Genomic DNA, 21,729 nt, shown 5'->3' with positions numbered 1-21,729 from the left:
TATTTTAGATGAATACGGCGTTGGCTAACTGTTGCGCCTCGCGTAAGGCATCCGTATCCACCTTAAAAGATAAAAATTGCAGCAGGTTTTCGGTCGCGATATTGCCCACCAGTTCATCTTTCGCCATGGGACAACCGCCGATGCCTTTTATGGTACTGTCGAACCGCCGGCACCCCTGGTTAAAGGCAGCACTGATCTTCTCCTCCCAATTATGCGGAGCAGAATGAAAATGGGCGCCGAAGTCGACCGAAGGGTAGGCTGGTATCAGGGTAGAAAAGAGGTATTTGATCGTATCCGGCTCCGCCACGCCTACGGTATCGGCCAGCGAAATCGTTTGAATGTCCATACCTGCCAGCTCGTCTACCCAGCGCAGCGCGACTTCGGGGTTATAGGCATCGCCGTACGGATTGCCGAAGCCCATGGAAATATAGACCACCAGCTGCATATCATTTTTGATACACAATTCCTGTATGGCCTGCACCTCGTCCAGCGACTCGGCGATGGTTTTATTGGTGTTGCGGAGTTGAAACGTTTCGGAGATAGAAAAAGGAAATCCCAGGTACCGGATGCGATCCTTACTCACCGCCACCGCATCTTCCGCCCCGCGCAAGTTAGCTACGATGGCCAGCAAGTTGCTTTGGGTAGAGGAAAGGTCCAGTCCTTCGAGCACTTCACGCGTATCGGCCATTTGAGGAATGGCTTTTGGCGACACGAAGCTGCCGAAGTCGATGGTATCGAAGCCTACCTTCAACAGTGCGTTGATGTAAGCGATCTTTTGTTCCGTAGGTACCTGGTGATGCCAGCCCTGCATCGCGTCGCGGGGGCATTCAATTAGTTTTACAGCCTGTTGCGTCATGATATAAAACCTTTTGATGATGAACCTAATCCTGTCTACTCTGCAGCCAGTAACCGCTGCTTCATGGCCTCGTACATAATAATGCCGGCCGCTACCGATACGTTAAACGATTCGAAGCCGCCCGCCATCGGGATGTTGAAGATGCCGTCCGCCGCCTTCAACAGCGCGGGATACACCCCTTTGTCCTCCGACCCCATGATGATGGCCAGTGGCTCTTTCCATTCCATATCGTACAGCTTCGTTTCGGCGGTCATTTCGCTGGCTACTACTTTAATACCGTTCAGGTGCAGGGTGTCAACGGCCTTCAGCAGGCTGTTTACCCGGCACACCGATATACGTTCCAGCGCACCGGCGGATGATTTTACCGCTTCTTCGTTCAGCGCGGCAATGCCTTTATCGGGAATGATGATGGCCTGGGCACCGCAACACACTGCGCTGCGGGCGATGGCACCAATATTACGTACGTCGGTAATCCCATCTAAAATGAGGAACAGGGGCGTTTCACCACTTTCCATCACGTGAGAGATCACATCCTGTAAATCGAGATAACTTACTTTGGCAGTAATGGCAATTACGCCCTGGTGGGTAGCCTGGGTGAGGCTGTCCAGCTTTTCGGCGGGCACCATGTTGATAGGCACCTGCTTTGCCATAGCCTCGTTGCGGATCTGGAGCATGATTTCGCCGCCGGCGTTGCGCAGCATAAAGATGCGTTCGATGGCCGTACCGGCATTAAGTGCCTCAATTACGGGCTGGCGGCCGATAATCAGCGATGACTGTTTTGGCTTGGGCGCATGCGGCTTACGCGCAAATCCGCCACCTTCCCTCTTTCCGCCCTTAAAAGGCTTAAAATTTCGTTGGTTCATTGCCGCAAAGATAGGGAAACGGGCGGGAATGGGGACTACAACTCCCCTTCCAGCATCATCAGCCGTATCTTCTGGATGGCCGCTACAGAAATGCTGTCGGTGATTTTGTATTCCTTTACCATCTGGTAAGCTTCTTCGAAAGGCAGCTTACGCACAGTAATGTCCTCTGTGTCTTCTGGTGTGGCCTTGTGCTGCTCCAGGTTACGGGCGAGAAATACCAGCGCCACTTCATCACTTACGGAATTGGAGAGGTGCATTTGGATGATAGGCTTCCAGCTGTGGGCGACGAGGCCGGTTTCTTCCAGCAGTTCGCGTTTGGCGGAGATGAGGGGATCTTCTTCGTAGGGCCCGCCGCCTTCGGGAATTTCCCAGCTATAGGCTTCCAGGGGAAAACGATATTGTCCTACCAGGTAGGTGTTCATGTCATCATCGAGGGCAATAACGCCAATGGCGAGGTTCTTAAAGCTCACTACCCCGTAAATACCCGGACCGCCGGCTGGATTCAGCACCTGGTGTTCTGTTACACTGATCCATTTATTGTCGTACTTCAACTCCTGCGAGAGGATGGTCCATGGGTTTTGCGTCGGTTCCATTAGCTTATCAACTGTTTGAACGGCGAAAATAAGAAAAAAGGAAGGCGCCTGAATAAGCGCCCTTTCTTTTTTGCATCCAAAATCTATATTGGTTAAACTGTTATCTGTTCCAGGTGATGTTGCAGGTGCGCGAGGTAATCCTCGGCCAGGAACTGTAACGTTACCGGGGCGTAACTGCCCACACTTACTACATGCGCCAGCGGCTCGTCCGGAATTAACTCCAGCACCCGCGCGATATTATTATTGATGCCCTGCCACAAACCGATCAACACGCTCCAGTCGGCATCCTGGTAATGTTGCACCGATACCCAAAAGTCCTGCTGATAGCCAGGCGTTTCCAATTCCTTCGCCTGTTGCGCACGGATGAAACGGGCGTGATTATTAAAGCCGGAGTCGATCAGATGACCCAGTATTTCTTTACGGCTCCATTTATCGGGTGCACGTTTTTCCGTCACTTCCTTTTCGTTGTACCGCTTCATCTTTTCGGCCGCTGCGCCTACTGCTTCGCGAATACCCGCGGCCACCTGTTTCAGGGCAGGCGGCGCCAACGGTATTTCCATCTGGATGTTACATCTTTCGTACACGCCCGGATCTACCGGCACTTCGATAAATCCATAGTTACGGTACATCTGTATCGCTACAGCCTGTTTAGTGTTCGAGTATAATACCATCTTCGTATAACCCTGGCGGCGAGCGCGCTCCACGATTTCGAGCATGAGCAGGCGGCCCAGTCCGAGGCCACGAAAATTGGGATCGACACCGAGTTTGGTCATTTCTACAGTCGTGTCATTCTGCTTTCTTAATGCTACTGTTCCGGCAATCTTATCGCCTACTGCTACAAAGATGATGTCGCCACCTTTGGCAAGAATGTGTTCTTCAGGGTGTTGTAAAACGGCGATGTCGCCCGCTTCCATTTTAAAATTCTCCTCTATCCACTGACGATTGATGGACTCGAAGTACGATTTGTACTGCGGGTGCCAGGAAAGAACGCGGATATCATTTACGCTCATAATTTTTGGGATTTAACTTTATTAAATGAACTGTTGACCAGGTAAACGCCTACTAATATCACCAGGCTGAAGATCGCCATATTCCAGTTTAACCGCTCGCGGAACCATACCCAGCCGAGCAGCAGGGCCACTACTGGGTTAATGTATGCGTATACCGACACCTGTGATGGCGGCAGGCGGTTCAATGCAAATATGTACGACGAATAGCCGATGATCGATCCAAAGAAGATGAGGTACAACAGGCTTCCCCACAATTCCGCCGTAAAGCTGGCCGCGGCAAAGTGTTCGCCCATCATCAAAGAGATCAATAACATTTCAATACCACTAAACACCATCTGGAAGCCTGCGCCGAACAAAGGATTGATATCCAGCGCCCACTTGGCCGTGAGCACCGAACCTAACGCCCAGAATACGCAGGCCACCATGATCAGTATGATACCGAACCGGAACTCCGGCTTCATCAGCTCGGCCAGGTAATCGTAAAAGATGCCCGCCACGCCTACAAAACCGAGTAGTATACCGAGGATCAGCTTCAATGAGAACTTATTACGCGCCACCAGGTAAAAACTGAAGATCGTGATCCAGATAGGTACCGTGGCGCCGATGATCGCTCCGAGTCCGCTGGGCACATAACGCATGGCCCAGGTCATCAAACCATTACTGCCGCAAAGCATTAACGTACCGATGACGAACAGTTTGTTAAGCGTAGACCTATCCGGTATTTTATAACCGCGTAACAGGAAGAAGCAGGTGAGCAGCAGTCCCGCTGCGGTTTGCCGGATGCCGGCCAGGGATATGCCGTGCATGTGTTGTACGCCGATACGGGCGGCCAGGTACGTTGTTCCCCAAAATACACTTACGAGTACCAACGCGAGATAGGCGGTGGCATTAGATCTTTGTTTCATCTTAACAACAGCGAATTTTAAAGGGTCACTTGCCAGCTTCTAAAAAAGCGCAATGGGTGGAGACCCATCGCCCTGGCTTCATCAACCTAATATCTTTTTTAACCTGTAATCAGCCAACGGCCTAATGTGACTACCGTTCGATTACAAGGTCAAAATTCCAACAAAAAACAGTATTAAAACAGATTCAGTTTTGAAAACTTTGACCATATCAGATTAAAAAAGGGTTTGCGACCCGTGCTTCACTTTGTTCTCATGTTCCAGCAGCCACTTCTTCCGCCAGAGGCCACCAGCATAGCCTGTAAGCGTTCCATTGCTACCGATAACCCGGTGGCAGGGCACAATAATGCTGATCTGGTTACGTCCGTTCGTCGTACCTACCGCCCTGATGCTTTTAGGATTATTGATCCGGTTGGCCAATTGCTGGTAACTGATAGTATTAGCATATGGAATATCGCATAACTTCTGCCACACGCCCAGCTGGAAGTCAGTGCCCTTCTGCGAAAGCGGCAAATCGAAGTCGAGCCGTTCGCCCGCAAAGTATTCCCTCAACTGCCGCGCACATTCCCGTAACAACGGCGGCACATCTTCGCTTGAAACGCCCGCCTGTTCACGGAAGTTAACCCCGCTGATAAACTGACCGTTTCCTTTTATTTCCAGCGGGCCAAGCGGCGTATCGATATAAAGCAGGCACTCAGCTTCTGTAAAGGGAGCGCCAGAGATAGAAGGTTGCATAAGCAGCATGTTTTTTCCAGTGATTTGTAAATTGTTTCACTTCGGGGATGCCAGGTTTTACCGGCAGTTGCAGTTGCGTTTTGAGCGCGTTGTGCAGCCCCGCATCTTCCAATGGTAACGCCTGCGGAAAGCGGGCGTACTTCATTAATACATAGTTGGCCGACCAATTGCCGATGCCTTTCAGGCAGACCAACTTTTGGAGCGCAGCTTCGTAATCAAGCTCCAGTAATATATCCGCAGATAATCTGCCTTCCGCCATTTCTTCTGCTACATGTTTGATGTATGCCGCTTTACCTTTTGAAAACTGCATTTCAAGTAGCTTTTCCGTCGGTACAGCAGCCAGTACTTCAGGTGGCGGGTACAAATAGTAAGGTATCCCGCCTATTTCCGTTTCATACCCAAACGCCTGTACCAGCCGCTGTTTCAACGTATAAGCAAAGGCCAGGTTGATCTGCTGACCGGTGATCGTCCAGGTAAGGCTTTCGAACAGATCGGGGATGCCGATCAAACGAAGACCTCTATATTGTTGGGTAAGCGGTTTTAATACCTTGTCTTTACTGGCAAAGCGGTAAAACCCGTTCATATCGCCGTCGGGATGCAGCCAGCGCGTAACCAGATCGATAACAGCAGCTTCATTCGCCGGGGCAGATGTATTTACCTGGATGCATGACTGCTCCGCGTTGTAACTGATCGTCAGCAACACCGGCTCACCGCCATCGGAAAACAGTTTGTACAGGCGGCCGTCTGCCACGCGGTGCATACATTCCCGGGGCGAGCGGTTCAGGAACAACAAGCATTCATCGAAGTTGAAATTGCCTGCGTCGTTAACAGCTATGTTGATCATGGCTTACATCTTTTACAGGCACGAAATCCGTTCTTTTCCGCATCGTCGCGCTGCAGGTAAAAAATGACGTTATCCGGCCGCGGGTTGGCGGAGCAGGAAGGCTTGCAGAAGATGCCCGTCGTTTTTACCGCATTGTAAAACAGGCCGTCAAATTCCCGGTCTTTGCTCAACATCGCCTGTAACATCACGGGGTACGTAAGCGGATCACCTTTTTTGTAGCCTGTTTTTTCAAGAAACACCCCATGATCGTTGCGCAGCGAGGCGCGGTCCATATCGAGGTATTCCTGCAACCAGTCTTTCAGCTCATAAAAAGCTGTTTTATTGAGATAACCGTACCGTTCCCGGCCCGCCTGGTAAATCTTTATCCATCCCGCGTCTTCCAGTACACTCAGGTGTTTACTCACTGCCTGCCGGCTGATGTCGGAAAAGTGCTCGTTGATCTGGTTCACATTCAGCGGCTGACGAGCCAGCAGGTCGAGCATTTGCCTGCGTACCGGGTCTGCTATACCTTTAAACAACTCATCCATATTTAAGCAACTTTTAAGTTGCATGAAATTAGCGCAATTTTCTGGTTGCGCAAAATAAAAGTAGAATTAGTGTACTTTTATGCTTCCGTTCAAAGCATTCCTTTTATGGCAGATCATCTTTACCAGCAGGTGGCAGACCGCATCGAACAGCTGATCGAAAAAGAAGTTATCAAGATAGGCGACAAGCTGCCATCCGTACGAACCCTTAGCAAAGAACAAGGTATTAGTCTGAGTACCGCCTTCCAGGCGTATTATCACCTGGAGCGTAAAGGACTGATAGAACCCCGTCCCAAATCGGGTTACTACGCACGCTTTTCACCGCGTAAATTACCTGACATGCCCAAGATTTGCGCACCGGTTAAAAAGGTGGCAGATGTAAGTGTGAGTGAGATGATTACCCAGGTGTTTTACGACATGCCCGACGATCGCATCCTGCGGTTTTCACTGGCGGCACCGCCGGATAGCATCCTGCCCGGCGCAAGGCTCAGCAAAGCGATGATACACGCCATCCGCACACTACCCGCAGCCGGACTTAATTACGAAAGTCTGCAGGGCAACATCGATTTGCGCAGGCAGATCGCGCGTACGAGCATTCACTGGGGCGGCACCCTGTCGGAAGACGATGTAGTGACCACTACCGGCTGCATGGATGCGCTTACGTTGTGCCTGTCTGCGGTTACTTCGCCCGGCGATGTGATTGCGCTGGAAAGTCCGGCTTACTGCGGCGCGTTCCAATTAGCGGAAAGTCTTGGCTTAAAAGTATTGGAAGTACCGACAAACCCGGTTTGCGGTGTAGACCTCAAATACCTTGAACAGGCCATTCCCCGATTTAAGATCAAAGCCTGCCTGTTCGTCACAAACTTCAACAACCCGTTAGGGTCGCTCATGCCCGATGAGAATAAACGGGAGTTGGTGCGCATCATTAATAAATATGATATCGCACTGATAGAAGACGATATTTACGGGGACCTCTACTTTGGCAAACAACGTCCTACAACCTGTAAGACATACGACACCCGGGGTAACGTGTTACTCTGTAACTCTTTCTCTAAATCACTGGCCCCCGGTTATCGCGTGGGATGGACAGTGCCCGGCCGGTTCAAAGAGAAAGTACTGCGTCTTAAGCTGAATCACTCTATTTCTTCTGCCACCCTTCCGCAGGCGGCAGTAGCGCACTTCCTGGAGAATGGGCGGTACGAGCATCACCTGCGTAAAATGCGCAAGGCGTTACACATGCAATGCCTTCGTTACACGCAGGCCATCACCGAATACTTTCCTGAAGATACCTGTGTAACCAGGCCGCAAGGCGGCTTCGTACTGTGGCTGGAACTGAACCCGCGTGTGAATACGTTCGAGTTGTACGAACTGGCACTTAAACGTAAGATCAGCATTGCACCGGGCCGCATCTTCACTTTGCAGGAGCGGTACGCAAACTGCCTACGCATCAGTTACGCTATGCCGTGGAGTAAAAAGATCGACGATGGGTTGAAGACCGTAGGTAAATTGGTAACGAGTATGTTGAAAGAAGCGGAAGGAGCGAATTAGGGCTGAGGCGTGCGAACAGATGATGACGGGAACGAGATGGTGTTACCGGCGAAGAGGAGCTAACTTTGTGCGCAGTACACACTGTTTTAAAAGACAAAAGCCGCTCTGGATGTACCAGAACGGCCTTTGTTATAAATGGGTTAGTAAGTATTTCGCGTTATTGAACAGCCTCGCGGTTAGTAATATTAACACACTTCGCTTCCAATATTCTTTTAAAGTTAGTAAACTCCGACATGCTTTCAAAATTATCAGCAAAAAATTCGTAACGATTTTTACTATTCTCTGAATAAATGATCATCGACTCCCCATCATCTTTATCTTCTTTGTTCCATAATTCATTCACTTTATCGAAGTGAACGGTGGTAGAAACCGGTTTGTAGGAGCTAATTGCGCTGAATTGCATGCTGTTGCCGTCTACTACGATCGGTTCACCCTGGCTAATGGCTTTCACCTTCAGATATTTGTGTATCGTGTAGGCAATAAATAAAATTCCCACCACGATGAGTGCGTATTTGCTGTTCGGGTACTCCAGCAGCGTAAGGCGGCGGTAGCGAAGATTAAAAGGTTCGCCCACAAAAGCGTAAACAATGCCGGCGATGCCTACGGCTGCGAGGAAAAGGAAACTCCAGGAGAACTTCTCCCTGTAATTGAATTTTTGTTTCATAGTATTGGATTGGTTAAAAAATTACTGCTGAATGTCGAGTATCCACTCTTCTACCTGGTGCGCCACTTTCCACTGGCCGCCACTGATAAACAGGTGTACCACGAACGCCGGAATACCGCGGCGGAAGCTGCTGAAGAATTGACCGGGTGCAATGGGCTGTATATCTACCACGTTTGGTTCTACAAACACCACCTTAGCCCCGGCGGAGGCGGAGCGTTTAATAACAAGGCAGCGCTTATTAGCGTCCACGATGTAGTCAACCCACTGGTCAATTTGTATGCTGGTGTTAAAGGCGCCTCCGGACTTGTTATCAATGAAGGATTTAAGTTTGTCCAGGTTATCAAACGCGGGTAAAACTTTTCTTAATGCCATAAAGGGGTGGTTAAGCTGTTAGGATATGTTTAAGTTTTCAATACTTGGTATGCTTTCTCCGTGGGAACAATGCGGGTATCTTTATTTTATATACCTGCGTTAACAGAAAAAGGTTTTCCGGGATATGCTTTTATAGGAGGCCTGCATTCTCTTCCTGGTTAACGAACACACATGGCAGGGATCCTCAACGGCGCCAAAATACAAAACTTCATCATGTATGCCCAATATTTTTCTTCCTGATAACTTCATCTCAAAAAAAAAATGCCGGGGCAAGATTACCCCGGCGTTAGTTTTCCTACAACTGTTACTTATACTGTTTTACGATAGTTCCACACGGCTACGGCATTAAGCACTACGGCAAAAGCCCCCATCACCAACAGTGACGGCCATATGTTTAGCCAGCCGCTGCCCTTCAGCATCACCATGCGAATTACTTTTACGAAATACGTGATGGGGTTGAACCAGGTGATACGCTGCGCCCACCCCGGCATACTTTCTATGGGAGTAAACAGGCCACTCATCAGCACAAAAATGATAATAAAGAACCAGGTGATAAACATCGCCTGCTGCTGCGTGTCGGTAAAGGTGGAAATGAGTAGGCCCATACCCAGCATCACGAGGAGATACACGGCGGCGAACAGGAATATCCACAACAGGCTACCCTCCATCGGCAGGTGAAAAATCAGTTTCCCTAACCCCAGCCCCAGGGCCAGCTCGAACAGGGCGATGATCCAGAACGGCAGCAGTTTGCCGATAATGAAATGATGTTTGCGGATGGGCGTTACATTCAGCTGCTCGATGGTACCGATTTCTTTTTCCTTCACGATGTTCATACCGCTGAGGAATGCCCCGATCATGGTAACCAGCACTACCAGGATGCCCGGCACCATAAAGTACTTGTAATTCATCCCAGGGTTAAACCAGTTGGACCAGCTCACGTCAATCCGTGAGGGCCCGTTGCGCTGGTCCAACGCCAGCCACTCCAGCCGTATGTCCTGGTTAAAACTGCGGATAATGCTGGTGGCATAACCATTGGCCAAACCCGCCTTGCTACCATTAATAGCGTTGACCAATAACTGCAGGCCGGCTTCGTTATGCCTTACCAGGTTACGTTCGAAATGAGGAGGAATCACGAGCACCACATCTGCCCGGTCGCGCTCCAGGTTTTCGTAAGCGGCCTTCACATGTGCTGGTGCACCGTTCAGCTGAAAGTAGCCCGATGCCAGCATTTTACTACGCAGCCGCTGCGACCACGCCGACCGGTCCTGGTCAACAATATCGATACGCAGGTTGCGCACTTCGTAATTGGCCGCGAACGACAATACCAGCAGCTGTATGACCGGCATCACGAAAATGATGGGTAGCATGGCCTTGTTACGGAACACCTGCAGAAATTCTTTACGGAGGATAACGAGTATGGTACGCATCAGGCAAGGCGGGTTTTGAAGTTTTTTACACTGAGGGTGATGAATAAAAGCGTCATGCCGCATAGTACCAGCGTGGGTTTCCACACGGCGAGCAGACCAGCGCCTTTGAGCATCACATCTTTTAATATGATAATGAACCACTTGGCCGGGAAAATGTTGGCTACCAGCTGCAGCGCATATGGCATACTTTCCAGCGGAAACACAAACCCAGACAGTAAAATCGTAGGCATCAGCAGCCCGACCATCGAAATCATCATCGCCGCCTGTTGAGAGGCGGTAATCGTCGAAATGAGGATGCCGAGTGACAACGCGGTGAGTACGAACAGGCCGCATTCCAGCAACAATAGCAGTAGTCCGCCCTTTACCGGCATGCCGAATAACCACACGCCCAGGGCCAGTATGACCAGTGCGTTAATGAACGACAGCAGGATGTATGGCACCACTTTGCCCACGATGATCATACCTGGTGCAAGCGGCGATACTAATAAGATTTCCATTGTACCCGTTTCCTTTTCCCGGGTGATGGTGATGGACGTCATCATGGCGGATACGAGCATCAGGATCAGTGTCATTACGCCCGGAACAAACATGAACACGCCTTTTAAGGCCGGGTTGTACAACATGCGGGGTTGCACGTTGATCGTAAGCGGCAACGACTGCTGCCCGAGCAATTCCTGCTGGTAATTGTTGATGATCGCATTGGCATAGTTCAATAACGTAGTAGCCGAATTGGGGTCAGATGCATCTGTAAGTACTTGCAACGCCGCCCGCCGGTGATGGAAAAAGTCGTACCCGAAGTGGCGGGGAACAACGATCGCCATTCTAATCTGCCCATCCTTAAAGGCCGACTCCATCTCCTTTTCGTTCGTCAACGTGCGGCTGATGCGGAAGTAACCCGAAGCGGAAATCTTATTAACCAGTCGCTGACTGTAATAATCATTGGCCTGGTCCAGCACGGCGATATCTGCATTACGAATTTCGTTGGTAATAGCGTAACCGAACAGGATAATCTGTACCACGGGCATGCCGAACAGGATCAGCAAGGTGCGCCGGTCGCGGAAGATGTGGTAAAACTCCTTTTTTACAAATGCCAGGAACTGTAGCATATTATTCGTTTGAAGGTTGTTGGCGGGCCAGTTGCAGGAACACGTCGTTCATATTATCTGCCCCAAATTGTGCTTTGAGCCTGCGCGGTGTGTCCAGCGCTTTGATGCGGCCATCCACCATCATTGAAATGCGGTCGCAGTACTCGGCTTCATCCATGTAATGGGTGGTCACAAATACGGTGGTTTGCTGATGCGCGGCGTCGTAAATCAGGTCCCAGAACTGGCGCCGCGTGATGGGATCCACACCACCCGTGGGTTCATCCAGGAATACGATTGACGGATCATGCAGGATCGCGATAGAAAAGGCCAGCTTTTGCTTCCAGCCGAGCGGTAACGAACTTACCAGCTGATCGGCTTCTTTCGTGATCTGCAGTTTTTCCAGCAGCTGCACGGTCTTCTCCCGGATGCGTGGCCGGCTAAGACCATAAATGCCCCCATAGAAGCGGATGTTCTCTTTCACGGTGAGGTCTTCGTACAATGAAAACTTCTGGCTCATGTACCCGATGTTCTTTTTCACGAGCTCCGTCTGGCTGGCCACATCGTACCCCGCCACCTTTGCGCTGCCGGACGTTGGCTTCAGCAGGCCACACAACATGCGCATCGCCGTCGTTTTGCCGGCACCATTAGCCCCAAGGAAGCCGAATATCTCACCCTGCCCCACTTCGAATGTAATGGCGTTCGTGGCGATAAAGTCGCCGAACCGCTTGGTGAGCGCCTCTGTTTCAATTACTTTGTCCATATTATTGATGTTGCTCCTGCATGAGGAACATGAAACAATCTTCAATACCTGCGCGGGTGCGAAACAGTTGCAGGTCATTAAACCCCGACAATCGCCCGCGCAGCCGCTCCTCTCCTGCTTCGCCACTTTTTAAGGTAACGTGCAGGTGTTCGCCGAAGGCATAACTGCTGGCGACGTCGTCGTACTGGCGCAGTTGCTCCATTAAGGCGTACCGGTCGGCGGCGCTTACTGCCCAGAGCGGCTGCTGAAAACGATCGACAATATCCTGGGGCGTATCAATATCCATCAGTCGCCCTTTTTGCATAAGCGCCACCCGGTTGCACAGCACCGCTTCATCCATGTAAGGAGTAGAAACGAGTATGGCGATGCCACGTTCTTTTAACCGCTGCAACATTTCCCAAAACTCCTTACGGGATACGGGATCCACGCCGGTGGTAGGTTCATCGAGAAACAGCACGGCGGGTTTGTGGATAAGGGCGCAGCAAAGTGCGAGCTTCTGCTTCATCCCGCCTGATAATTTACCCGCGGGCCGTTTTTTAAACGGCTCTATTTGTACATAGATATCGCGGATGAGGTCGTAATTAGCTTCCACGGTGGTATTGAAGATCGTGGCGAAGAACCGTAAGTTCTCTTCGGTGCTCAGGTCCGGGTAAAGCGAGAAGCGGCCGGGCATGTAGCCCACTGAGCGGCGGATGGTTTTGTAATCTTTGACTATATCGAGACCCATCACGCTGGCGCTGCCTTTGTCTGCCACGAGCAGGGTGGTGAGGATGCGAAACAGCGTAGACTTTCCCGCCCCATCCGGGCCGATAAGTCCGAATAACTCGCCTTCATTGACGGTGAATGATACATCATTCAGCGCCGTTACATCACCGAATTGTTTGATAATATGATGGATGACAATCGCTTCCATGGCTGTTAGTTGTTAAGTAAAATTTCGCCCGGCATGCCAATCTTCAGCGCGCCGTCGTTCTTTACGCGCACTTTCACCGCGTATACGAGCTGCGTACGTTCTTCTTTCGTCTGGATGATTTTCGGCGTAAACTCCGCTTCAGCAGCTATCCACGACACGTTGCCCGTCCAGTAGCGGTACTGCCCGTCCGCCGCATCGGTACGCACTTTCACCGCCTGACCTATTTTTACGGCGGACAATTGGTTAGCGCCTACATACACCCGCAACGTCATCTCCGACAGATCGGCAATGCGGTACAGCGGTTTGCCGTAAGTCACCACCTCGCCCTGCTCCACGTATTTAGTAAGCACCGTTCCGTTCACCGGGTTCAGTATCCTTGTTTGGTCCAGCTGATCGCGCAACTGATCAATCTGTAATTCCAGGGGGCGTGTTTCGCTGCGCAGGCCGCCGATCTGCGTTTGCAGCGACGACGACATCGAAGTCATTTGTTTCTGCAACACGGCGATCTGTGCATTGATATCGTCCAGCTGTTTGGGCGTGGCGGCATTGGCTTTTAAAAGGTTTTCTACCCGGCGTTTCTCCTTTTCCTGCGTGGCGATCTGCTGGCGGATGACCTCCAGCTGCGGTGTTATGTCCGGCTGTTTGCTTAATACCGCTTTAATATTGGCGCCCAACTGTTGTTGTTTCAGATGCAGTTGCGTGGAGTCGATGCTGCCGACAAGCGCATTGGCCGCCAGCGTGTTGCCCTCTTCTATGTTGAATGTGGTGAGCTTGCCCGTTCCCTCTGCGGACACAATTACTTCGGTGGCTTCGAAGTTGCCATAAGCATCGGCCTCCCGTTCGTTATTACCGCAGGCGCTGAGTAGTACCAATGCGACTATGGTGTTGATGATCGATTTCATAATTAGTTTCCTTTAGTGATGTTATAGTTGATGATCGCGTACACCAATTGTATTTCATGCGTTTTCCGGCTGATTACGGCCTGCGTTTCGGCATTCAGGTCGCTGAGGTAGTCGTGTACCGTGAGCACTCCATTATCTACCTGCGCGCCGGACACTTCCCGTACTTTACGGCGAAGCGCTACGATGCGTACATCTTTCTCCACCGCACTTTCCAGGTTACGGATGTCGGCGGCCTGTTGCAGCAGCTGCGTTTGTGTACCCATCACGAAGGCCTCCGATTGTTTGGCGAGCGATTGCTGTTGCAGGGAAATGGTTTGCTGTTCTGTTTTATGGTAGCGCCAGTTCCAGATATTCCAGTTGAACCTGATGCCTGCCATGTAATAGAAATCGAAGTCGGTCGCCAGCATATTTAAACCGGGACGGCCGTAACCGCCCTGTGCAAAGGCGCTCACCTTCGGTTGGTTGCCAATGCCGGTAAGCCTTGATTGTTGTTTCAGCACATCCGTCTGCAAACGATACATTGCCACCTCGGGCCGCAGTTGCACATCCAGGCCCTGGCCTTTGCCGGCGGGGGGCAGCTGTAGTTGTACGTTGGCGGCTAACTGTGTACCCGTGAGCAGCGACATCACCTGCATGGCGGCGTCCTTACCGTTTTGCGCTTCGAATAACTGTTGCTCGGCCTTCAGGATTTCCGCACCCAGCATATCAGCTTGTGAGGCGAGTGTGGTACCATTGGCGATGCCGGCTTTTATACGGGCGAGCCGCTGTTGCAGGTCGCTGATCATGACCGCGGTGGCATTCGCCCGTTCTTCCCAGATGAGGGCATTGAAGTATACCTGTGTTACCTGTTGTTTCAATTTGTACAACTCCACTTCCACCTTTTGCGTTTCTGCCTGCTGCTGCGCACCATGTAGTTGTTGTTTGGCCGCTGTGGCACCACCGTCGTATAGCTGCTGCTTAATATCCAGTGTAGCCCGGTACTGATCCTTCGCCACCTGTGGCAGTTTGATGTTGGGTAACGAAATAGGCACCTTCGTTACTTCTGACTGATAGGTAGCCTGCGCGTTCAGCTCCGCCTGCGGTAACCAGGCCGTGCGATCATTTTTGACCTGTAGCGTGGCAATGTCCTGCAACAATTGCTGCTGGCGTAGTAAGGGATAATGATCACGCGCCCGCTGCTGGCAGGTGGCCAGGGTGAGTACCGTATCCTGCGCACACAGGGTATGCGCGTACAACAGTACGAACAGACTCAACATCTTTTTCATTTTTAACTGATTGATTTAACTAAATGGTTAATTCAGGGGCAAAAAAAACTACGGCCGTAATGCCGCTTTCACAAAATCGACGATAAACGTACGCCTTTCTTCTATAAACCTGTTAAACTGTTTATTGTCCATCTCGAATATACCCTGTATCATGGGCCGGGCCACAAAGGGGAATATACACATAGACAAAACACTGATCACCAGTTGCAAGGGATCTACTTTCCTGATAAAGCCTTTCTTCGCACCTGCCTGAATATCTTTAAAAAACGATTTGATTTCGGGGAAATTGGGGCCGCCCGTCATCCGCTTCACCATCCGCTCGGGCTGCTGGTTCACTTCATGCAGAATAAACTGGGGCAGATAGGGATTTTTACTGATCACGTTGATGTAACTGTTTACCAGCACCGCTATCTTTTGGTCCAGGGGCAGGTCCTGCTGCTGACTGGCTTTGATGTTGCTGAACATCTCGCCAATCGCATCTTCAAAAACCATATCGAACAACTTGTCTTTACTGCGGAAATAGTAATGCAGCAAAGCCTTATTGATCCCTGCCTCGTCCGCAATATCCTGCATACGCGCACCGCTCATCCCGCGCTGGAAGAAGATCTTCTTAGCGGCGGCAATGATTTGCTGTTCGGTATTGCTGACGGACTCCATATGTTAACTAATAGTTTTAACCATTTGGTTAATGATGCAAAGAAAGGACAGATTTGGGAAATGTGCAAATATTTTTTAGCCGATAGATGGATAAAGTAGAAGTGTGCAACGCAACGGCAGCGACCCGCGTAACTGTTGCTGATAAACATTAAGATGCCTTTTGTTTGAAAGTTAAACGCTTCCCCTTTACTGGCAAAACCAATTGGCGTTTTTGTCGTTTAAATACCTGTAATTCGATCGTAATTCATAGTTAATTGGTAGTTGATCCGATGTTAACCCTTACAGCAGTGGGGACACCAGCCTTACCAACGCCTCGAATACCTTCCGCCACTTACTCCGTAACAGCCATGCTTGCAGCTCCACCTCCACGCTGTTCACCTGGTCGAACAAAAAAGACTGAGTTAATTCGTGGTTTACTTCCCGACTATACACAAAGGCGTTCACCTCGAAGTTGAAATCGAAACTGCGAATGTCCATGTTGGCGGTTCCTACGACAGACAAGTTTTCGTCTACCACCATCGTTTTGGCATGCACAAAGCCTTTCTGGTAACGGAAGATGCGTACGCCGCAGCTGAGCAGGTCTTCGAAGTAGGACTCACTCGCCATGGCGACCAGGCGGCTATCCGTTTTATCGCCCGGCAACAGCAGCCGCACGTCTTTACCGGAAAGCGCGGCCTGTCGAAGGGCGTCGAAAATCGAATCGTTGGGAATGAAGTACGGCGTGGTAATGTACACCGCCCGTTCCGCCTGGTTAATAGCAGCCAGGTACGACAGCATAATCGCCGAACGATTCGAATCCGGACCACTGGAGGCTATTTGCACGAGCGAATCGCCAGGTTGTGCGCAATCCGGGAAAAACTGGTGCGTAATTGGCAGGTTGGCTTCCGCACAAAAATTCCAGTCCGACATAAAGATGAATTGCAGCGAATGCACGGCATGGCCTTTTATCATGAGGTGCGTATCGCGCCAGTACATGGCCGTCTTTTTCGTGGGATTGTAACGCGGGTCGTTGATGTATTTATCGGCCACATTAATACCGCCGATAAAACCGGTATGCCCGTCTACCACCACTATTTTACGGTGATTGCGGTAATTGAGACGATTTGCCAGGATGCGCACGCGGTAAAAAGGAAACACCTCCACCCCTGCTTCACGCATCTCCTTGAGAAAGCGGCGGTTGATGTCGCTGCTGCCAAAGTCATCATAGATAAAGCGGACATTCACCCCGTTACGCGCCTTATCCTTCAACACCTCCATAATCTCGCGGCCGATAGTATCTTCTTCAAAGATGTAATACTCCAGGTGGATGTGATGCTCGGCTGACCTTAACACCTGTAACATCAGCGGGAACTTCTGTTCCCCGTTGAGCAGTAATTCAGCGTAATTGTTATCGGTAACGGGCGACAGAGTGTCTTTAAATAACAGGTGTGCGATACTGTTTTTATTGGCAACCAGGTCGGCATGTTCGAGCAACACGGCCCGCGACTCCTGCTGCAGGTACTCCTGTAAACGTTGCGACAAACGTATATTGCTCACCCACTTGCGGCTGTAAATGCGATTAATGCGGCGATTCACCCCTACGGTCATGTATACGATCAAACCCAGGCCAGGCAGGAAGAAAAGGAGCAGAAGGTAAGCCAGCGTTTTGCCGGAGGAGCGGGTTTCCATCAGCGCCTTATAGGCGGCCATGGCGGTAAAAAAGTAAAGGATAGTAAGGCCTATCGCTTCCCAATGCAGCTTCAGGAAGGCCAGGATGTCGTTCAACATGCACACGCTTTTGGGGCCTAAAAGTAGGCATTAAATGGCAAATGCCGGCAGTTACGCCGGCATTGAGTTTTTAAACCAGAAAGGGTGATCAAGGTTAGACTGCAGTACAGGATATATACTACCCTGCTAACAGTAACATAGGTGCATTCACCAACATTCACTACTGTGGTAATTGGTATTACGCATAGAGATGCATATACATGTCCGTTCTCCAGTTATACAATGTACCTCTTCCTGCCATCCGGCCGGGCCGGCGTGTTAGAATAGCGGTGCAGGCAGTAATGCCGCCACTACCATCTTCGCTTTATTTATGGAATATCGAGTTTCCAGACTTCCGTTTTTTCTGTTGCATAAAGGGCTGCTGCCAGGTACACGACGCCATCGTTGGCCACTTGCATATCAAATTCACTTACCCTTGTATTGATCACCCGTACGGCCGGGTCCCAGTTATTGATTTGTTTATTGAACGTTTTTACGAATAACGCATTCCCATCAGAATAAGCCAGGTACAACTTTCCGTTGGGATGCACCGCTATGTTGAAGTTATCACGCTCACCCGCTACGTTCACCGAGGTACCAAGCAGTTCCCAGGCAGACCCGGTGTAATGCATCACATGGTTCAACCGGCCTACGGTGGCGGGTTCCTGGTAGGCTGCATATACTTCTCCCGCGGGATCGACCGCCAGTTCTACTTTCAGGAAGCCGTTGTTGCCGTTAGCGCTGAACTGCGGATTGCCAATGTTGCGCCAGGTACCATTGTCCCAGGTATATACCGAAGGTTTGCTGGCACCGCCGGTGCGTTCCAATATGCCCATGTACACTTTACCGTTTCGGGTAGTCATGTGCGTGGTGCCGCAGGTGATGCCTGCCGGTGGATTGGCAGCGTTCCAGGCGGCGCCGTCGAAGCTCATGGGATACAGGCCGCGTTCTGCTACGACCGTGCCTCCACGGGCACTCATGCTTATAAACGGTACATTACCCGCTCCTATTGTCATACTTAAATAATCAGGTCGCGGCACGGAGAAACGCGCTACGCCAACGGTACTCCAGTTGTTGTTGACGTATTTCATCACAGTAGCCCGCTGCTCGCTGTTCTTAAAGTCTTTGAAGCTCACAAATGGCGTACCGGCATCATCAAATGCCAGGGCAAAATCTTCTGCCTTATCTTCCGAAAAACCAGCAGCACCGCCGTAATATTCCCAGCCCGTGCCGGTATAGGCAATCACCGCTACCTTTTCTTCTGCTCCATCTATTGCCACCCCGTTTTCTGAGCCATCGCGCTGGTAGGCCAGTAAAGGTTTATCGGTGACGGGGTTAATACCCATCACTAACCCGTCTGTACGCGGGCCGATTATGTTTTCGCCAATCTTTACCCAAAGTGGATCGGTGAGGTAATTTACTTTCACGATAAACTGATCGCCCGTTACCGCGCCGGCTTCCAGCACTTCGTACGCTACGGGGTTCGTAAAGTTATGCTGGTTCCTGCGGCTCTCCTGCAACACGCCGTTCACCTTCACCGTAGCGCCACTGCTGAACTCGAAGCGCGGCGCCAGGTTTGTAAGGTCGGTTTCCCTGGGCACATATACATTGATGTTTACGCCTGTGATCACCGCCACATAGTCCTTGAAAATCACGCCGGGGTTATCATTTTCATAGAAGCCGAATTTGGTGATGGCAGCACTTTTTTCCACTTTCACTTTCCAGGTTTTCACCGTGCGGTCTTCTGCCTTCACGCTGTATATCACGGGTTCGGTAAAATCGACTACGGTTACGCCGCTCTCCTGTACCACACCATTTACTTTAATGATGGTACGCGGATTTACCAGGTCGAATGCGGGAATCAGTTTAGATACGTCTACCATGTTAGGTACACGAAGAATGATCATGGTATCGTTGATCTCGCCCTGCACGTCTTGTGTAAGACCATTATTACGGGCGGCGGATAAATAGAAGGATTTAAAGTCTTTGGTATACGTAAGCGTATTATGGTCCCTGCACCCTATCATTAGTGTGGCAAGGAATAGTACGATTAGCATTATAACCAGTAGTACAGGCTTCATTAATCCCTTTGGTTTTTGACGTTTATTTACTGGCTTTCACAGGCGCGCTGCATAACGCCGGTTAGTTCTTGATGATCACGAGGCTGCTCTGCAACTTATCGGGCCCCGGTAATCCGATGGTATAGTTCTTTGAATTTCGTAGTATCCTGATCGTTAGGCTGTTGTTCTTCGACGGGTCCAGCGGACTTTCCTTCCAGGCGATGCGCACGGGCCGTTCGAACATGCCCTGTACGAAACGAAGGGTATCGCTGGTGTTGATCAGCTGGTAGTCGCGTCCCTGCTGCAAGCCATTACCAGCCACTACTTCATACTTTACATCCATCGGTTCGAACTGTAGTTTTCCGCTGTAATACACGTTGTAGTTTACGGTGTCTTTCCGGTTAAACCTTACGAACACGGTATCCTCATTCGACACATGAATGTGGAAGAACGGGTGATCGTACGGCTTTGTTTCATCTTTACTGCAGGCGGCTGTGATCAGCAGCGCGACCGGCAAAAATATCCTCGCAAGTATCTTCATTAGTTAATTATCGGGTTGGGCTGCATCGCTTTGTTTGCATCCAGTTCTTTCGACGGAATAGGTAAAATAAATCTTGGATTAGGATAACTCAGCCCACACTTCACAGCCGTACAATCGCCGCCACGCTGCACACTTTGCTTGCGGCGGGAAATATCGAACAACCGATGGCCTTCAAAACACAGTTCTCTTCTTCTTTCCGCTTCGATCTGCCCTAACAGGTCGGCGGCATCGTTGTACACGATCGTGATCGTACTTTCTGGGTGCGCTCTTTGCGCGATTTCCTGCAGGTCCAACGCGGCTTCGGCGTACCGGCCTTTCCGCCACAAGGCTTCGGCGCGGTTCAGGTATACTTCCGAAAGGCGACAGATCTTCGGGTCCATCGGCCAGTCGAGGTTAGCGCCGTCGCGGCGGGCATACTTCAGTGTATACTGTTTGCCACCGCTGTTGCGGAACATGGTTTTACGCACGTCGCCGGCATCGTACAGGTTATACAGCTGGCTGGCTGCATAAGCCTGGAAAGCGTTGCTCGAATAAATCGCCGAAAGTGATCCCGCAATACTCTGCGCCGCGCCTTTGCGGGCATACAACTGGAAAATCACTTCCCGGCCTGGCGTACCGGACATGTACATGTCGCCATAAGATGAAGCAGGCGTCAGCGCATAACCGCCCAACCTGATCACACTATCGGCACACAAAATGGCCTTATCCCAATCTTCTTTATAAAGATACACCCTGGAAAGCAATCCCCACGCTGCAATATGATTGGCCGCAAAAGCACTGCGGGACGTATGTTGTTTCAGTAATGCGACCGCATCTTCCAGGTCTTTGATCACCTGGTCGTAGGTTTGCCGCATGGTTTTACGTGGCACCTGCTCCCCCGGGCCTGGTGTTTTCAGCAGCACCGGTACTCCCCAGTGCGAGGCATCGGCGGTGTAAGTGTAATGCTGCGCGTAAGCACGGCTAAGGTCGAAGTGGCATAAAGCACGCAGTACGAGGGACTGGCCGTGCAGGGAGTCCAGCTCACCCCGGCGGTCGGGGTACATGGTTTTTAAACCGGCAATACTGTTGATGATGTTGTTCGCATTGTTCATGGCGGCGAAGATGTGCAGCCAGATGTGCCCCACGGCCAATTCTTCGCTTTCGGGCAAACTTTGAAAGTTATGTTCGTCGAACAGCGCCAGACCAATATCGCTGGAGCCGCCCGTCGTATTCAGGTGCACGTCATCCCCGGCAATGTCGGGGTACATCATAAATTCGCCGGTATAGTAAAACGCCATGCGGTTATACGTTCCGTTCATAGCCGCCCGTACGCCGTCCATTTCCCTGAATACCTGGTCCTTACTGATCCTGCCGACCGGCTCTTTTTCCAGGAAACCTTTGGTGCAGCCACCCAACAGGCAGCAAAGCGCTGCCAGTAGCATAGATTGATAAAGGTGCTGCATATATCTCTTAGTCATAGGTC

General features: G+C 50.7%; 22 protein-coding genes. 1 reads left to right on the top strand and 21 read right to left on the bottom strand.

Going from position 1 to position 21,729, the window contains the following annotated elements:
• Positions 1-4: 4 nt before the first annotated feature.
• The 8 genes from MKQ68_RS04715 to MKQ68_RS04680 form a co-directional block, all read right to left on the bottom strand.
• Positions 5-856, bottom strand: a complete 852-nt coding sequence (locus MKQ68_RS04715; protein WP_264282287.1) for a hydroxymethylglutaryl-CoA lyase — start codon at positions 854-856, stop codon at positions 5-7.
• Between the two features lie 35 nt (positions 857-891).
• The gene (rlmB, locus tag MKQ68_RS04710) at positions 892-1,719 is read right to left on the bottom strand and encodes a 23S rRNA (guanosine(2251)-2'-O)-methyltransferase RlmB (protein WP_264282286.1); all 828 of its coding nucleotides are present in this window, start codon (positions 1,717-1,719) and stop codon (positions 892-894) included.
• 35 nt (positions 1,720-1,754) lie between these two features.
• Positions 1,755-2,312, bottom strand: a complete 558-nt coding sequence (locus tag MKQ68_RS04705) for an NUDIX domain-containing protein (protein WP_264282285.1) — start codon at positions 2,310-2,312, stop codon at positions 1,755-1,757.
• A 92-nt stretch (positions 2,313-2,404) separates the two neighbouring features.
• On the bottom strand, positions 2,405-3,322 hold the full coding sequence (locus tag MKQ68_RS04700; RefSeq protein ID WP_244841337.1) for a DinB family protein: 918 nt from the start codon (positions 3,320-3,322) through the stop codon (positions 2,405-2,407).
• The gene (locus tag MKQ68_RS04695; protein WP_244841338.1) at positions 3,319-4,227 is read right to left on the bottom strand and encodes an EamA family transporter; all 909 of its coding nucleotides are present in this window, start codon (positions 4,225-4,227) and stop codon (positions 3,319-3,321) included. The genes MKQ68_RS04700 and MKQ68_RS04695 overlap by 4 nt, the downstream gene beginning before the upstream one ends.
• Positions 4,228-4,440: 213 nt before the next feature.
• Positions 4,441-4,959, bottom strand: a complete 519-nt coding sequence (locus MKQ68_RS04690; protein WP_264282284.1) for a methylated-DNA--[protein]-cysteine S-methyltransferase — start codon at positions 4,957-4,959, stop codon at positions 4,441-4,443.
• Positions 4,919-5,803, bottom strand: a complete 885-nt coding sequence (locus MKQ68_RS04685) for a DNA-3-methyladenine glycosylase family protein (RefSeq protein WP_264282283.1) — start codon at positions 5,801-5,803, stop codon at positions 4,919-4,921. The genes MKQ68_RS04690 and MKQ68_RS04685 overlap by 41 nt, the downstream gene beginning before the upstream one ends.
• Complete coding sequence (locus MKQ68_RS04680; protein WP_244841340.1) at positions 5,800-6,330, bottom strand: ArsR/SmtB family transcription factor; 531 nt, start codon at positions 6,328-6,330, stop codon at positions 5,800-5,802. Before MKQ68_RS04680 ends, MKQ68_RS04685 begins: the two co-directional genes overlap by 4 nt.
• 105 nt (positions 6,331-6,435) lie before the next feature.
• On the opposite strand from MKQ68_RS04680, the gene MKQ68_RS04675 reads away from it, so the two are divergent.
• Positions 6,436-7,875: an aminotransferase-like domain-containing protein gene (locus tag MKQ68_RS04675; protein WP_255861186.1), complete on the top strand. Its 1,440-nt coding sequence runs from the start codon at positions 6,436-6,438 to the stop codon at positions 7,873-7,875.
• Between the two features lie 157 nt (positions 7,876-8,032).
• Here the strand turns inward: MKQ68_RS04675 and MKQ68_RS04670 are convergent, their stop codons facing one another.
• The 13 genes from MKQ68_RS04670 to MKQ68_RS04610 form a co-directional block, all read right to left on the bottom strand.
• Complete coding sequence (locus MKQ68_RS04670; RefSeq protein WP_244841342.1) at positions 8,033-8,539, bottom strand: hypothetical protein; 507 nt, start codon at positions 8,537-8,539, stop codon at positions 8,033-8,035.
• 21 nt (positions 8,540-8,560) lie between these two features.
• Positions 8,561-8,911 (bottom strand): hypothetical protein, encoded by a 351-nt coding sequence (locus tag MKQ68_RS04665; protein WP_244841343.1) that lies wholly within the window; start codon positions 8,909-8,911, stop codon positions 8,561-8,563.
• A gap of 308 nt (positions 8,912-9,219) precedes the next feature.
• Positions 9,220-10,338: an ABC transporter permease gene (locus MKQ68_RS04660; protein WP_264282282.1), complete on the bottom strand. Its 1,119-nt coding sequence runs from the start codon at positions 10,336-10,338 to the stop codon at positions 9,220-9,222.
• Positions 10,338-11,444 (bottom strand): ABC transporter permease, encoded by a 1,107-nt coding sequence (locus MKQ68_RS04655; protein ID WP_264282281.1) that lies wholly within the window; start codon positions 11,442-11,444, stop codon positions 10,338-10,340. The genes MKQ68_RS04660 and MKQ68_RS04655 overlap by 1 nt, the downstream gene beginning before the upstream one ends.
• A 1-nt stretch (position 11,445) precedes the next feature.
• A complete protein-coding gene (locus MKQ68_RS04650; protein ID WP_264282280.1) occupies positions 11,446-12,183 on the bottom strand; it encodes an ABC transporter ATP-binding protein in 738 nt (245 codons plus the stop codon).
• A 1-nt stretch (position 12,184) separates the two neighbouring features.
• Positions 12,185-13,096, bottom strand: coding sequence for an ABC transporter ATP-binding protein (locus MKQ68_RS04645; RefSeq protein ID WP_244841349.1), 912 nt, complete (start codon positions 13,094-13,096; stop codon positions 12,185-12,187).
• A gap of 5 nt (positions 13,097-13,101) precedes the next feature.
• Positions 13,102-13,998 carry an HlyD family secretion protein gene (locus tag MKQ68_RS04640; RefSeq protein WP_264282279.1) on the bottom strand — a complete coding sequence of 299 codons (897 nt, stop codon included), beginning with the start codon at positions 13,996-13,998 and terminating at the stop codon, positions 13,102-13,104.
• Between the two features lie 2 nt (positions 13,999-14,000).
• Complete coding sequence (locus MKQ68_RS04635) at positions 14,001-15,263, bottom strand: TolC family protein (protein ID WP_264282278.1); 1,263 nt, start codon at positions 15,261-15,263, stop codon at positions 14,001-14,003.
• A 48-nt stretch (positions 15,264-15,311) separates the two neighbouring features.
• On the bottom strand, positions 15,312-15,920 hold the full coding sequence (locus MKQ68_RS04630) for a TetR/AcrR family transcriptional regulator (protein ID WP_264282277.1): 609 nt from the start codon (positions 15,918-15,920) through the stop codon (positions 15,312-15,314).
• 279 nt (positions 15,921-16,199) lie between these two features.
• Entirely contained in the window at positions 16,200-17,687 is a 1,488-nt protein-coding gene (gene cls / locus MKQ68_RS04625; RefSeq protein WP_264282276.1) for a cardiolipin synthase, read from the bottom strand.
• 308 nt (positions 17,688-17,995) lie between these two features.
• The gene (locus MKQ68_RS04620; RefSeq protein ID WP_264282275.1) at positions 17,996-19,747 is read right to left on the bottom strand and encodes an SGBP N-terminal domain-containing protein; all 1,752 of its coding nucleotides are present in this window, start codon (positions 19,745-19,747) and stop codon (positions 17,996-17,998) included.
• 61 nt (positions 19,748-19,808) lie between these two features.
• On the bottom strand, positions 19,809-20,267 hold the full coding sequence (locus MKQ68_RS04615) for a hypothetical protein (protein WP_244841360.1): 459 nt from the start codon (positions 20,265-20,267) through the stop codon (positions 19,809-19,811).
• Positions 20,267-21,724: a RagB/SusD family nutrient uptake outer membrane protein gene (locus MKQ68_RS04610; protein ID WP_264282274.1), complete on the bottom strand. Its 1,458-nt coding sequence runs from the start codon at positions 21,722-21,724 to the stop codon at positions 20,267-20,269. Before MKQ68_RS04610 ends, MKQ68_RS04615 begins: the two co-directional genes overlap by 1 nt.
• Positions 21,725-21,729: the final 5 nt, after the last annotated feature.

It is taken from the genome of Chitinophaga horti, assembly GCF_022867795.2.
GTDB lineage: Bacteria > Bacteroidota > Bacteroidia > Chitinophagales > Chitinophagaceae > Chitinophaga > Chitinophaga horti.
The sequence above is the reverse complement of the archived record's forward strand: the minus strand, read 5'-3'. Positions and strand labels throughout refer to the sequence as shown.